The sequence below is a fragment of the Rhizobium sp. NLR10b genome, assembly GCF_019685435.1.
Classification (GTDB): Bacteria; Pseudomonadota; Alphaproteobacteria; order Rhizobiales; family Rhizobiaceae; genus Rhizobium.
In genome coordinates, this window is sequence record NZ_JABDWV010000015.1 from 46,385 (window position 1) to 60,930 (window position 14,546).

Annotated in this window: 9 protein-coding genes and 1 riboswitch; of the genes, 7 read left to right on the top strand and 2 right to left on the bottom strand. The window is 60.7% G+C overall.

The annotated features are described in order from the left end of the window. Window positions 1-106 precede the first annotated feature (106 nt). Window positions 107-2,236 (top strand): bifunctional diguanylate cyclase/phosphodiesterase, encoded by a 2,130-nt coding sequence (locus tag HJB91_RS23150; protein ID WP_221155963.1) that lies wholly within the window; start codon window positions 107-109, stop codon window positions 2,234-2,236. A gap of 61 nt (window positions 2,237-2,297) precedes the next feature. Here the strand turns inward: HJB91_RS23150 and HJB91_RS23155 are convergent, their stop codons facing one another. Then, window positions 2,298-3,542: a cytochrome P450 gene (locus tag HJB91_RS23155; RefSeq protein WP_210628308.1), complete on the bottom strand. Its 1,245-nt coding sequence runs from the start codon at window positions 3,540-3,542 to the stop codon at window positions 2,298-2,300. A 149-nt stretch (window positions 3,543-3,691) separates the two neighbouring features. After that, window positions 3,692-5,119, bottom strand: coding sequence for a GGDEF domain-containing protein (locus HJB91_RS23160; protein ID WP_221155964.1), 1,428 nt, complete (start codon window positions 5,117-5,119; stop codon window positions 3,692-3,694). Between the two features lie 219 nt (window positions 5,120-5,338). Between HJB91_RS23160 and clpP the strand changes: the two genes are divergently transcribed. From clpP to HJB91_RS23190, 6 genes are all read left to right on the top strand, one after another. Further along, window positions 5,339-5,968, top strand: a complete 630-nt coding sequence (clpP, locus tag HJB91_RS23165; protein WP_038688182.1) for an ATP-dependent Clp endopeptidase proteolytic subunit ClpP — start codon at window positions 5,339-5,341, stop codon at window positions 5,966-5,968. A gap of 301 nt (window positions 5,969-6,269) precedes the next feature. Beyond that, window positions 6,270-7,547, top strand: a complete 1,278-nt coding sequence (gene clpX, locus HJB91_RS23170; protein ID WP_004680013.1) for an ATP-dependent Clp protease ATP-binding subunit ClpX — start codon at window positions 6,270-6,272, stop codon at window positions 7,545-7,547. Window positions 7,548-7,945: 398 nt separating this feature from the next. After that, window positions 7,946-10,363: an endopeptidase La gene (gene lon / locus HJB91_RS23175; protein WP_210628306.1), complete on the top strand. Its 2,418-nt coding sequence runs from the start codon at window positions 7,946-7,948 to the stop codon at window positions 10,361-10,363. 206 nt (window positions 10,364-10,569) lie between these two features. Next, window positions 10,570-10,845 (top strand): DNA-binding protein HupB, encoded by a 276-nt coding sequence (gene hupB, locus HJB91_RS23180; protein WP_003558438.1) that lies wholly within the window; start codon window positions 10,570-10,572, stop codon window positions 10,843-10,845. Between the two features lie 105 nt (window positions 10,846-10,950). Then, window positions 10,951-11,099: riboswitch (FMN riboswitch) on the top strand. 193 nt (window positions 11,100-11,292) lie between these two features. Further along, complete coding sequence (locus tag HJB91_RS23185) at window positions 11,293-12,192, top strand: DMT family transporter (protein ID WP_221155965.1); 900 nt, start codon at window positions 11,293-11,295, stop codon at window positions 12,190-12,192. A gap of 95 nt (window positions 12,193-12,287) precedes the next feature. Beyond that, window positions 12,288-14,486 (top strand): esterase-like activity of phytase family protein, encoded by a 2,199-nt coding sequence (locus HJB91_RS23190; protein WP_221155966.1) that lies wholly within the window; start codon window positions 12,288-12,290, stop codon window positions 14,484-14,486. Window positions 14,487-14,546 lie beyond the last annotated feature (60 nt).

Consider the following 14,546-nt stretch of genomic DNA (forward strand, 5'->3'; position numbering starts at 1 on the left):
GACCTACATCGTCAAATGCTAGACCTTATCTGCAGCGCATTGCGGACATGATGTCTCCTGCCGTCACCACAGACATGACCTTGCAGTTCATCTTTTCGGGATTGGCATGTCGTCGAATCTTGCGGGTAGGCACGTTCGAACCCAAACGTCTTCCATCATTACGACAACCGTTTTCTTCGTCGTCGTCGCGCTCGTCTTGACCGGCCTCATGGCGCATGTCGTCGCCACGATGACGCGGTCGGCGAACGAAATCGATGATGCCAGAGCCAGCCGCGCCGCTCGCGCGGCGATCGCAGCCTTTGTCAGCCGCCTGAGCGCGACAACGACTGACAACGCCGTATGGGATGATGCCTATAAGGCGATCGCATCTCCCGGCGCCGCGGATTGGGCTTATGAGAACTGGGGTAAAACCAGCGAGGATTATCCGCTTTACGACGGCGCCATCGTGACCGGTCCCGACCGCTCGTCGATCGTCTCCGCCTATGCCAAAGGCAAGCCCTTCCAGCCGAGCGCCTTTTTCGGCGAAGCTTTCTACCGGCAGATCAATACGGCCACCGATTTCGGACAGGCGCCGGTTGTCAATTTCATCAAGACGGAAACCGGCATCGCGCTCATCGCGTCACAACCGATCCAGCCTTATCAAGCGGAAGGCGAGCTTCCGACGAAGCTCAGCGTGCTGAGCTTCTACAAGGAATTCAACTTGGACGTTCTCAGCACGCTTTCGAACGAACACGAACTCGAGGGCTTGCGCCTTGCCGCCGCGCCCGAGCCGAGTCTGCTGAACACACCGATCACGGATATGAAGGGTGGCGTCATCGGCCATCTCGTCTGGCCGAGCAAAGCGCCGGGAAGCGCCGTGTTCCGACAGGTCTACCCTTTTGTTGCGGCCGCTATCATCATTCTCGTGCTGTTCCTGGCCGGCGTTCTGCTGGTGGGCGCAGCCGAAGCGCGGCGTCTTCGTCAACTGGCGCAAGCAGCGATTTTCGAAGCGAACCACGATAGCCTGAGCGGCCTCCTGAACAGGCATGGGCTTCTCGCCCTGCTGGAAGACCTGAAAGGCTCGGAGATTTCGCCGCCTCGGCTCTACCTGGTCGATCTCGACGGTTTCAAGGCGGTCAATGACGCCTGGGGGCATGCGGTCGGGGATGATCTGATCCGGATCGTCTCGAACGCGCTGATCGCCTGCCACCCCGAAGTCGTTGCCGTGGCCCGGTTGGGGGGCGACGAGTTCGCTCTGGTCCAGGTCGGAACTGTCGCGCGTCAGGAGATAGAAGAGACGATTCTGGCGCTGTTTGCCGAACCCTTCAAAATCGATGGACGAACGATCGAGGTTGGCGCGAGCATCGGCGCTGCTGCGCGTGACGCAGACATTGAGCCCCTGGAGCTTTTGCGCAGGGCTGACATGGCGCTCTACCGCGCCAAGGAAAATGGCAGAGGGCGGGCGATCGAATACGACCCCGAGTTGGATCGGGAGCGCCAAAGGGTCGCCGAACTGGAAACTCTGTTGAAGAATGCCATCGGCAATGGCGCGATCGAAGCCGTCTTCCAACCTCTCGTTTCGGCGACGACGGGCGTTGTCACCGGTCTTGAAGCGCTAGCCCGCTGGCGCACTGCGACAGGAAATATCAGTCCGGAGATTTTCATTCCGCTTGCTGAAAGATGCGGCCTCATCGATGCTCTCGGCGGTCACATGCTGAAAACATCGATCGAGCACGCCAAGAACTGGCCCGGTTTAGCGTTGTCCGTCAACGTTTCGCCGGTCCAGCTCTGCAATCCGGAATTTGCCGCCGAGGTGATCTCTCTCCTGCAGGAACTCGATTTCGATCCCAGGCGCCTGACATTGGAAATCACCGAAGGCGTCCTCATGACCAATCCGGATCAGGCGCGTCGGTCGATAGATCACCTCAAGCAGGTCGGTATCAAATTCGCGCTCGACGACTTCGGCTGCGGCTATGCAAGCATCGGCGCATTGCGGCAGTTCGGCTTTGATCGGATGAAGATCGATCGCTCGCTGGTCTCCGCTCTCGACCAGGCCTCCAATGGCGCCGATGTTCTCAAGGCGACCATCGCTTTGGCGACCGCTCTGCAGATTCCCGTGACCGCGGAAGGCATCGAGAATATCCGCCAGGCGGCGATCTTGCGGGAGGCCGGCTGCGACCAACTGCAAGGCTATTTGATCGGAAAACCCATGTCGGCGCTCGACATATCCAGCAAGCTTCAAGAACAGGCAGCGTAATGCCGCGAGATCGCACAAGCACGCCGCGCAGAGCTTCCGCTGATCTGCCGACCGGTGCCGATCACCACCGGAGATCCAGCCGGTCGAGCCCGTGAAAATGATAGACGTCCTTGACGACGGGCGTCTTCGCCAGCCTGAGGCCGGAAAGCCGTTCGAACAGGATCGGCAGGACGACGTTGAGCTCCAGCCGAGCCAGCGGTGCGCCGATGCAGAAATGGATGCCGGCGCCGAAGGAGAGGTTCGGCGCCTCGTTTCGGTCTGGCCGGAAGGCGAGGGGGTCGGTGAATTTCGCCGGGTCGAGATTGGCGGCGGCGAGGATGAGGCTTACCTTGTCGCCGCGCCTGAAGGAAACGCCGTCGATCTCAGCGGGCTCGAGCGCCCAGCGCTGGAAGATGTGGACGGGCGCGCAGATACGCAGGGTTTCCTCGACGGTGCGCTCCGTCGCCGCTTCATCCCGGAAGAGTTCTGCCGGATCGCAGCCGCTGTCGAGGATGGTGTGTACGGAGTTGCCGATCTGGTGCACGGTCGCTTCATGGCCGGCATTGAGCAGCACGATCGTCGTTGAAATGAGCTCCTCCTCGGTGAGGTACTGACCCTTGTGCTCCGTGTGGATCATGTGGGTCAGCAGGTCATCGCGCGGCTCGGCCCGGCGTTCAGCGATCACTACTCTGACATAGTCGGAAAATTCTCTGGCGGCCCGTTCGGCCTCTTCTTCTTGCCGGCGCGTGCGGCCGAACATGTACATGCGCACATAGGCATGCGACCAGGCGAGCAGTTGCGGCCCCATCTCCTCCGGGATGCCGATCATCCGCGCGATCATCGTCACCGGGATGATGTCGGCAAAGGCCGAGAGCAGCTCGACCTCGCCCTTCTGCGCGAAGCCGTCGATCAGCCGGTTGGCAAGCTCGACAAGCTCCGGCTTCATCTTCTCGACATGGCGGGAGACGAAGGCGCGATTGACGAGCGTGCGCAGCCGCGTGTGCTCGGGTGGTTCGAGCTCGAGCAGGGAATAACGTTCCGAGAGATCGAAACTTTCAAGATGCGCCATCGGCTCGGCAAGGCCGAGTTCCTCGCGGCTGGCGATATGCAGGATCTGCCGGCCGAAGCGGCGGTCGCGCAGCAGCGCGTTCACATGGTCGTAGCCGGTGAAGAACCACTGTTTCTGCTCGGTCCAGTAGAAGGTCGGACAATGGGCGTGGAGCGCGGCGTAAACGGCATTCGGGTTGCCGTAGAAGGCCGGATTGCGGGCGTCCAGCGAGACATGGCGGAGGGCAGGGTCGATCGAAAGGAAGGGCGGTAACGTCATGAACCGAGGCTTAGCGGATTTACCGGCCCTCGAAAAGATGTGGAGAGGCGTGTTGGGCACGGAACGAGGAGCGCCCGATCTGAATGCGCCAACGGCTTTAAGATCTGTGTCTAAGCCCGGGGATTGATTCTGCTTTTTTTGACTTACGGCTAACTGGCCCGTGACAGGGCGCCCATGCGCCGCAGCGCCTCGACCTGGTCGTCGACCGTCGGCACGAGTTCGCCGGCGGTGGTGCTCGGCGTGGCCGGCGCCGGGGCCGCCGCTTCCTCTTCGCCGAAGGTGACCGTGCAATTGCGGCCGGCGGCTTTGGCCGCATAGAGGGCTCGGTCGGCGGCCGAGATCAGCTTGTCGATATTGGCGTCGATCGAGGAGGCGAGGGCGACGCCAATGCTGACCGTGACCGGAACGATCGCTTCGCCAGTGCTGACGGGAAGGCGGCAGAATTCGGTGCGGATCGCTTCGGCGATCGCCTCGGCTTCCGTCTGGTCTGTGACGCTCGCGAAGGCGGCGAATTCCTCGCCGCCCATGCGGCCGAAGATGTTGTTTGGAATATATTGCCGGGCCATGCGAGCGAAGGCGGTGAGCACGGCGTCGCCGGACTGATGGCCGAAGCGGTCGTTGACGCGCTTGAAATGATCGAGGTCGAAAAGGATCACCGCGACCTGCCGCTGCTCGCTATGGGCTCTCTCCTGGATGGACTCGAAATAGCCGAGCAGGCCACGACGGTTGAGCACGCCGGTCAGGGAATCGGTCAGCGTCATCGCGCGTAGATGCCGTTCGGAGCGTTCCATGACCAGTCGGCAAGTGAGCGCGAAGGCGATGGTGAGCAGGAAGGCGCTTGCCATGGCGGAGACACCGCCGAGATTGGTCGCCTCGACATCGCTTGGCAGCGTCACCGCCATCGTCAGCGCCGAGCCGAAACACAGGCAGCCCTGGATAACGAACACCCCCATCAGCTTGATGCGGGTGCGCTCGCGGCGCATGTCGCCGGCGGCGACCGCCATGGCCAATGCCGTGGCACCCGTCGCAGAAGCGAGATTATAGAGCACGACGCGGTTGGAATAATCGGTGTTGACCCAGGGCAAAAAGACCCCGGCAAGCCAGATTGCCGGCGGCAGCAGAGCCCACCATTCGATCTTTTTGCGGTCGAGCGCCAGAAAGCCCGCCACCCAGGCGCTCTGGCCGAGCAGCGCGATGGCATTGCCCACCTCGATGGAAAGCAGGCTGGGGATTTCGCTGCGCAGCGAGATCATCGCAAAGCCGATGGCGGTCAGAAAGAAGCCGAGGCCCCAATAGAGATAGGCTTCGTTCCTGACATTGTGGCGCCAGGCGACGAAAAGCACCAAAGCGAGCGTCATGGCCTCCGAACACCAGATGGCGAGACCCGTAGCGATATTGAACACGGCAGCAACCCCTTGCCCGTCGACCTGTCTGTTGGCCCGCATCCTTGCGGAGGAAGCTCGCCAGTTCCTTAATGTCGCTGCACTGCGGCATGATTTTCGGCCGGTATCTGGCGATAGGCTTTCCGTTGAGTAAACGTGCATGAGCGCTGTCGAATGGAGTAACCTTTCCTTCATCCTGTCATGGAGAAAAGCCGGGGAGTCGACATCGAGGGCTCGCGGCCAACAGGCGTTTGCGAGAAAGAGGCTGCCGGCGTCGAAGCCCTGCGGCCTTGCCCTCCTTCTTAACGTTATCCCAATGCGTGTCTTGAAGAGGAGGGCAGGGACACTCTATGTAGGGATAAGACATTTTCTTTGATTCCCGGCCTGCCGGCATGACGTTGACAAAGGACGCACATGAGAAACCCAGTTGATACCGCAATGGCCCTCGTGCCGATGGTCGTGGAACAGACCAACCGCGGTGAACGCTCCTACGACATCTATTCCCGCCTGTTGAAGGAACGCATCATCTTCCTGACCGGCGCCGTCGAGGATCACATGGCGACGCTCGTCTGCGCCCAGTTGCTCTTCCTCGAGGCCGAAAACCCGAAGAAGGAAATCGCTCTCTACATCAATTCTCCCGGTGGCGTCGTCACCGCCGGCATGGCGATCTACGACACGATGCAGTTCATCAAACCTGCTGTATCGACGCTCTGCATCGGCCAGGCGGCGTCCATGGGTTCGCTGCTGTTGGCGGCCGGCCATAAGGACATGCGCTTCGCCACCCCGAATTCCCGCATCATGGTTCATCAGCCCTCGGGCGGCTTCCAGGGCCAGGCCTCGGACATCGAGCGCCACGCCCGCGACATCCTCAAGATGAAGCGCCGCCTGAACGAAGTCTACGTCAAGCACACCGGCCGCAGCTACGAGGAAGTTGAAAAGACCCTCGATCGTGACCATTTCATGGATGCGGACGAGGCCCAGGGCTGGGGCGTAATCGACAAGGTTTTGACGTCGCGCCTCGAGATGGAAGGCGAGCAGGCCTAGTAATTAATTGGGATGGTGTTTTTGCCGCCACAGTTCTATCTCATTTGTGATCGAACAAGGCTTTCATCTGGCGGCGAAGACGCTAATAGTAACTATTAATGCTATGTTGAATTTTTATGACATAGCATTTGGCATTCGAAGGGGATTCGTTGCCGCCGGAACCCGAACATGGTTGATTGGGACCGGTTCGTAGCCCCTGAAGCCCTTCTCGGCAAAGGCTCCGGAAACGGAGTGCCGCCAGGAGCTGATAGAGTGGACCGCGATTTCGCCTTGAAATGCGGCGTGCTGGAAGGAAAATGATATGAGCAAGGTCAGCGGCAGCAACGGCGGCGACTCCAAGAACACCCTCTATTGTTCGTTCTGCGGAAAGAGCCAGCACGAAGTCCGGAAACTGATTGCCGGACCGACCGTCTTCATCTGCGATGAATGCGTCGAATTGTGCATGGACATCATCCGCGAGGAAAACAAGTCCTCGATGGTCAAGTCCCGCGACGGCGTTCCGACGCCCCAGGACATCATCAAGGTCCTCGACGAATACGTCATCGGCCAGCGCCAGGCGAAGAAGATCCTGTCGGTTGCCGTTCACAACCATTACAAGCGCCTGGCGCACGCCTCCAAGAACGGCGAAGTCGAGCTGGCGAAGTCGAACATCATGCTGGTCGGACCGACCGGCTGCGGCAAGACCTATCTTGCCCAGACCCTGGCCCGCATCATCGACGTTCCCTTCACCATGGCCGATGCGACGACGCTGACGGAAGCCGGCTATGTCGGTGAGGACGTCGAAAACATCATCTTGAAGCTCCTGCAGGCGGCCGACTACAATGTCGAGCGCGCCCAGCGCGGCATCGTCTACATCGACGAAGTCGACAAGATTTCGCGCAAGTCCGACAATCCGTCGATCACCCGCGACGTCTCGGGCGAGGGCGTCCAGCAGGCGCTTCTGAAGATCATGGAAGGCACGGTCGCTTCCGTCCCGCCGCAGGGCGGCCGCAAGCACCCGCAGCAGGAATTCCTGCAGGTCGACACGACGAACATCCTGTTCATCTGCGGCGGCGCTTTCGCCGGTCTCGACAAGATCATCTCCGCCCGTGGCGAGAAGACCTCGATCGGCTTCGGCGCGACCGTCAAGGCCCAGGACGACCGCCGCGTCGGCGAAGTCCTGCGCGAACTGGAGCCGGAAGATCTGGTCAAGTTCGGCCTCATCCCGGAATTCATCGGCCGTCTGCCGGTTTTGGCGACGCTCGAGGATCTCGACGAGGATGCGCTGATCCAGATCCTGTCCGAGCCGAAGAACGCGCTGATCAAGCAGTATCAGCGCCTGTTCGAGATGGAAGACGTCGAACTGACCTTCCACGAGGACGCGCTGCGCGAAATCGCCCGCAAGGCGATTGTGCGCAAAACCGGTGCCCGCGGCCTTCGCTCGATCATGGAGAAGATCCTGCTCGACACGATGTTCGAACTGCCGACGCTGGAAGGCGTGCGCGAGGTCGTCATCTCCGAGGAAGTGGTGCGCGGTTCGGCCCGTCCGCTTTACATCTATGCCGATCGCCAGGAAGAAAAGGCCAACGCGTCGGCGTGACCTTGGACTTTCGCACGATTCTTTTGGGGGCTTGCCATTGGCGGGCCCCTTTCTATTTGAAAAACCATGCGAGGCGCTGTTAGTATTTGCAGTGGGGACCGGATATGCCTTTGCCGATGTTGTGCAAGGGTGATGCTTGGCAATGATGCGATGATCTCGTAAGCCTGTTGCCGACGTTGTATTTTAGCCTGGTCGGAAGTGGTAAGCGCCGGTCCAGCCACGCGCTTCATAGTGTTGGCGTTCCGTTGTAATAAAGCTGTCACGTCCGGGGAACGCGGGCGTTAGCGTGGCTTGAAAAGCGTAGTCAGAACCTCCACTTGTAGAGCCAAGTGAGAGCCGGCCGGTCCCAAGCGGCCGTGCAGAGAGCCCGGTAACGGGACGATGGAAAGGACAAAAAAATGACGAAGAAAACGTCTGTAGCGAGCAGCACCGCCTACCCTGTTTTGCCTTTGCGCGACATCGTGGTGTTCCCGCATATGATCGTGCCGCTGTTCGTCGGACGGGAAAAATCGATCCGTGCGCTCGAAGAAGTCATGGGCTCGGACAAGCAGATCATGCTGGTGACGCAGATCAACGCCAGCGACGATGATCCGGACCCTTCGGCGATTCACAATGTCGGCACGGTGGCCAACGTGCTGCAGCTCCTGAAGCTGCCCGACGGCACCGTCAAGGTTCTCGTCGAAGGCCGCGCTCGCGCCGAGATCGACACCTATACCAGCCGCGAGGATTTCTACGAGGCGCTCGGCCATGTGCTCGAGGAGCCCCATGACGATCCGGTCGAGCTGGAAGCGTTGTCGCGCTCGGTCGTCTCCGAATTCGAAAGCTATGTGAAGCTCAACAAGAAAATTTCGCCCGAAGTGGTCGGCGCCGCCAGCCAGATCGACGACTATTCCAAGCTCGCCGATACGGTCGCCTCGCATCTGTCGATCAAGATCACCGAGAAGCAGGAGATGCTGGAGACGACCAGCGTCAAGCAGCGTCTCGAAAAGGCTCTCGGCTTCATGGAAGGCGAGATCTCGGTCCTGCAGGTCGAAAAGCGCATCCGCTCGCGCGTCAAGCGCCAGATGGAGAAGACCCAGCGCGAATACTACCTCAATGAGCAGATGAAGGCGATCCAGAAGGAGCTCGGTGACGGCGAGGAAGGCCGCGACGAGATGAGCGAACTGGAAGAGCGCATCGCCAAGACCAAGCTGTCCAAGGAAGCCCGTGAAAAGGCCGAGGCGGAGCTGAAGAAGCTGCGCCAGATGAGCCCGATGTCGGCGGAAGCCACCGTCGTGCGCAATTATCTCGATTGGCTGCTCGGCATTCCGTGGGGCAAGAAGTCGAAGATCAAGGCCGACCTCAACAATGCCGAGAAGATCCTCGAAGCCGATCACTTCGGTCTCGACAAGGTCAAGGAGCGCATCGTCGAATATCTGGCCGTGCAGGCGCGTGCCACCAAGATCAAAGGCCCGATCCTCTGCCTCGTCGGCCCTCCGGGCGTCGGCAAGACCTCGCTGGCCCAGTCGATCGCCAAGGCGACCGGCCGTGAGTATGTCCGCATGGCGCTCGGCGGCGTTCGCGACGAAGCCGAAATCCGCGGTCACCGCCGCACCTATATCGGCTCGATGCCCGGCAAGGTCATCCAGTCGATGAAGAAAGCGAAGAAGTCCAACCCGCTCTTCCTGCTCGATGAAATCGACAAGATGGGCATGGACTTCCGCGGCGATCCGTCCTCGGCCCTGCTCGAAGTGCTCGATCCGGCGCAGAACTCGACCTTCATGGACCATTACCTGGAAGTCGAATACGACCTCTCCGACGTGATGTTCATCACGACGGCGAATACGCTGAACATTCCGGCGCCGCTGATGGACCGCATGGAAATCATCCGTATCGCCGGCTACACCGAGGATGAAAAGCGCGAGATCGCCAAGCGGCACCTGCTGCCGAAGGCCATCAAGGAACATGCGTTGCAGCCGGAAGAATTCTCGGTCAGCGACGATGCCCTGATGGCGATCAGCCAGCAGTATACCCGCGAAGCCGGTGTCCGCAGCTTCGAACGCGAATTGATGAAGCTCGCCCGCAAGGCGGTCACCGAGATCATCAAGGGCAAGACGAAGTCCGTTCACGTGACGGCCGCCAACATCGCCGACTATCTCGGCGTCCCGCGCTTCCGCCATGGTGAGGCCGAGGGCGAGGATCAGGTCGGCGTCGTGACCGGTCTTGCCTGGACGGAAGTCGGCGGCGAGCTGCTGACCATCGAAGGTGTGATGATGCCGGGCAAGGGCCGCATGACGGTTACCGGCAATCTGAAGGACGTCATGAAGGAATCGATCTCGGCGGCGGCCTCCTATGTCCGCTCGCGCGCTGTCGATTTCGGCATCGAACCGCCGATGTTCGAAAAGAACGACATCCACGTGCACGTGCCGGAAGGGGCGACGCCGAAGGATGGCCCGTCGGCCGGTGTCGCCATGGCAACCGCCATTGTCTCGATCATGACCGGCATCCCGGTCAACAAGCATGTGGCCATGACCGGTGAAATCACCCTCCGCGGCCGTGTGCTGCCGATCGGCGGCCTCAAGGAAAAGCTGCTAGCAGCGCTTCGTGGCGGCATCAAGAAGGTGCTGATTCCGGAGGAGAACGCCAAGGACCTGGCGGAGATTCCGGACAATGTGAAGAACAACATGGAGATCATTCCGGTCTCGCGGATGGGCGAGGTGATCAAGCACGCGCTGATCCGGCGGCCGGAGCCGATCGAGTGGGATGGGACGGTGGAAACGCCCGTCATCACTTCGGTCGAAGGCCTCGATGACACGGGCGCAACCATAGCGCATTGAGTGGCATTTGCCACATTTGTGCCCTATTGGCGCAAAAGACGCAAAAAGGCTGGCGGAAACGCCAGCCTTTTTTGTGAAAACGTCATGGAGACGCTTGCTTTTCCTTGATTTGCAGGGCTTTTGGGTTCCCGGCGGGCCTGATGAAACCTAATCTGCGCCTAGCTTAGATTTGAGTCGTTTCATACCATTTAGAAAGGGGTGGAAACATGAACAAGAATGAACTCGTGTCCGCAGTCGCCGAAAAGGCAGGACTGACGAAGTCTGACGCGGCTTCCGCTGTTGACGCGGTTTTTGACGTTGTCCAGGCCGAACTCAAGAACAAGGGCGACATCCGCCTCGCTGGTTTCGGCAGCTTCACCGTTTCTCATCGCGCTGCAACGAAGGGCCGTAACCCGTCGACCGGCGCTGAAGTCGATATCCCGGCTCGCAACGTTCCGAAGTTCACGCCCGGCAAGGGCCTGAAGGACGCCGTCAACGGCTGATTTGATCGTCCGCCGGCCGTAAACGAGAACGGTTGAGCAGGATTTCGAGGGGTTCGGCGCGCCGGACCCCTTTTTGTTTTGCCGCTTGCCGCAGGCAGCGCTTTGTTTTACGAACGGTGCTGTTGGTGAAAGTCCCCACCGGCGGTAAGGGCTGCGGCCCGAGCCCGCGAGCGCGAGGCTTTGGCCGGGGAAGGGTCAGCAGATCCGGTGCGATTCCGGAGCCGACGGTATAGTCCGGATGAAAGAGAATGAGCATGGCCGCGAGCGGGCAGGGGACTGCCGGCGTCTGCGCGCCGTCGCCTCATGCGTCCTGATTTATGTTGGTCGCCTGCATAATTCCCTAAATCGGAATCGATTTGAGGATGAAATTATGCAGCAATTAAAAGCGCTACAGCGTCCTTTGCGCGTCTGGAAAGACGCGCGGCGCTGTAGTTCTGAGTGGAAGACATGAATCAGAATTCCCTTACAATGCAGCGTTCCCGCGCCTTTGCTGGCGCTGCTTTCATGGTGCTTGGAGGCGTCGCTTTCTCGCTGCTCAACGTCGTCACCCAATGGCTGACCATGAAGCTCGCCTTTCCGCCAGCCTCTGCTGCTTTCTGGCAATATGCCTTCGCCTTCCTCTTCTGCTTGCCCTTCCTGCGCAAATCCGGCCTTGCGGCTATGCGTACGAACTATCCCTGGCGGCACGTCGTGCGCGTCGTCTTTGCCGCGCTCGGCGTCGAGGCCTGGGTTTCCGGTCTTGCCTCAGTGCCGATCTGGCAGGCGATCGCGCTGGTCATGACCTCACCCTTCTTCATCATTCTCGGTGCCCGCCTGTTCCTCGGTGAGCGCGTCGGCGCGGCCCGCTGGGCAGAGACCGGCGTCGGCTTTGCCGGCGCCATGATCATCCTCCAGCCATGGTCGGACAGCTTCACCTGGGCAGCGCTCCTGCCGGTACTCTCGGCGCTGCTCTGGGGTGCCTCGTCGCTCATCACCAAGAGCCTGACCGGTATCGAGAGGCCGGAGACCATCACCGTCTGGTTGTTGGTGCTGCTGACGCCGATCAACGGCGGTCTGGCGCTTGCTGCGGGCTTCGCAGTGCCGCCAGGCACGACACTCGCGCTCTTCCTTCTGGCAGGCCTCCTGACGGTCGTGGCGCAGTATCTGCTGACCCTTGCCTATGCCAGCGCCGACGCCGCCTATGTCCAGCCCTTCGATGACCTGAAGCTGCCGCTCAACGTGCTCGCCGGCTGGCTGTTCTTCGGCTATGCGCCCGCCGGCTATCTGTGGCTGGGCGCTGCACTCATTCTTTCCGCGTCGCTCTTCATCATGAGGAACGAGATGCGTCGGGAAAAACAGGCAGCCTGACGCCGACCCTCTGAAATTTTGGGGGCTGTCATGTCTCTGTCATAGCGGTCCCGCAAAACCCCTCTGTTCGATCTTTTTGGACATTGGGGGTTTCCATGACAGTTTCATCCCGCAAGGCAGCGCTCGCTGCCGTGCTTCTCGCATCCGTGGTCTTCCCGGCTGCGGCCGAGCCGGTTTTCAACCGCATCGCCTCTTTCCCGGTCGCTCAGAACCTGCCTGGTGACAAGGACAAGCTGTCGCCGACATCCGCAGAAATCATCACCGCGACCGACGACGGCAACACCCTGATCTATAGCGACAGCCCGTTCGATGCGATCGGCTTCATCGACATCACCGACGCCAGGGTTCCGAGGGCCGGCGGCGCGCTGATGATGGATGGCGAGCCGACATCGGTCACCTCGAGTGCCGGCAAGGCGCTGGTTGCCGTCAATACCTCCGAAAGCAAGGCCAGGCCCTCCGGCCGCCTCGCAATCGTCGACGTAGCGACAAAGAAGATCGAGAACACCTGCGATCTCGGCGGCCAGCCGGATTCCATCGCCCTCAACAAGGACAAGACGCTCGGTGCCATCGCGATCGAAAACGAGCGCGACGAAGACGTCAATGACGGCAAGATCCCGCAGATGCCGGCGGGCGACCTCGCCGTTTTCCAGGTCAAGAACGGCACCGTCGATTGCGGCACCATCAGGCATGTGGCGCTGACCGGCCTTGGCGGTGTCGCCCCTGAAGACCCGGAGCCGGAATTCGTTGCCTTCAACGGGCAGAACGAGATTGCGCTGACGCTGCAGGAAAACAACGAGATCGTCATCATCGATGCCAACACGGCTCAGGTGAAGGCCCACTTCTCCGCCGGCAGCGTTGATCTCTCAGGCATCGACACCAAACGCGACGGCGCCCTGAAATTCTCGAGCGAATCGAAGGGCGTCCTGCGCGAGCCTGATGCCGTGAAGTGGCTGGACGACAACCGCCTCGTCATCGCCAATGAAGGCGATTACCAGGGCGGCTCGCGCGGCTTCACCATCTTCGACAAGGCGGGCAAGGTTCTCTATGAATCGGGCGCTTCCTTTGAACGCGCCGTCGCCCATATCGGCCATTACCCCGAAAGCCGTTCGGGATCGAAGGGCGTCGAGCCGGAAGGCCTTGAAGCTGCCAAGTTCGGCGACGACCAATATTTCTTCCTGCTTGCCGAGCGCGCCTCGGTCGTTGGCGTCTATAAGGATACCGGCGCCGACCCCGAACTCATGCAGCTTCTGCCGTCGGGCATTTCGCCGGAAGGCGGGGTCGCCATCCCGCAGCGTAACCTCTTTGCGACCGCCAATGAACTCGATCTCGGCAAGGACGGCGGGGTGCGCTCGGACGTAATGATCTATGAGCGTGCGGAAGGCGACCAAGCCTATCCGCAGATCGTCTCCGCCGACAAGGAAGGCACTCCGATCGGTTTCGCAGCGCTTTCGGGTCTCGCCGCCGTTCCCGGCAAACCGGGGATGCTCTACGCCGTCAGCGACAGCGCTCTGGGCTCGCAGTCGACGATCTACACGATCGACGCAACCAAGAAGCCGGCCGTCATCATCGACGCGCTCGTCGTCAAGCGTGACGGCGCTCCAGCCCAGAAGCTCGACATCGAAGGCATCGCGGCGGCGGCCGACGGCTCCTTCTGGCTTGCCTCGGAAGGAAACAGCGAACGCCTCGTCCCGCATGCCCTCTACAACGTCAATGCCAAGGGCGACATCAAGGCCGAGATCGCCCTGCCTAGGGAACTCGCCGCCAACGAGATCCGCTACGGCTTCGAGGGTGTGACCATTGTCGGCACCGGCGACGATGCCACGCTCTGGATGGCCGTCCAGCGCGAGTGGGGTGACGACGAGAAGGGCTTCGTCAAGCTCGTCTCATACAATCCGAAGAAGAAGGAATGGGGCGCCGTGCGCTATCCGCTCGACAAGACGGAAAGCGGCTGGGTCGGCCTGTCTGAGATCTCCGCCCACGGCGATAGCGTCTATATCATCGAGCGCGACAACCTCGTCGGCGACGCCGCCAGGCTGAAGAAGCTTTACAAGGTGGCGATCTCGGAACTGAAGCCGGCCAAGCTCGGGGGCGAACTGCCGGTCGTGAAGAAGACCGAAGCGCACGATTTCCTCGGCGAACTGAAGACGGCGACCAACGGCTATGTGCTCGACAAGCTCGAAGGCTTCACCTTCGACGCATCGGGCAAGCCTTACGCTGTCACCGATAATGACGGTGTGAGCGACTCGTCCGGGGAAACCCTGTTCTTCCCGGTCAACCTGACCGCCACGAACTGAGTTCGCGTTCCCATCGAACTTAAAGGCCGGGTTTTGCTCCCGGCCTTTTTCTTTTGGCCG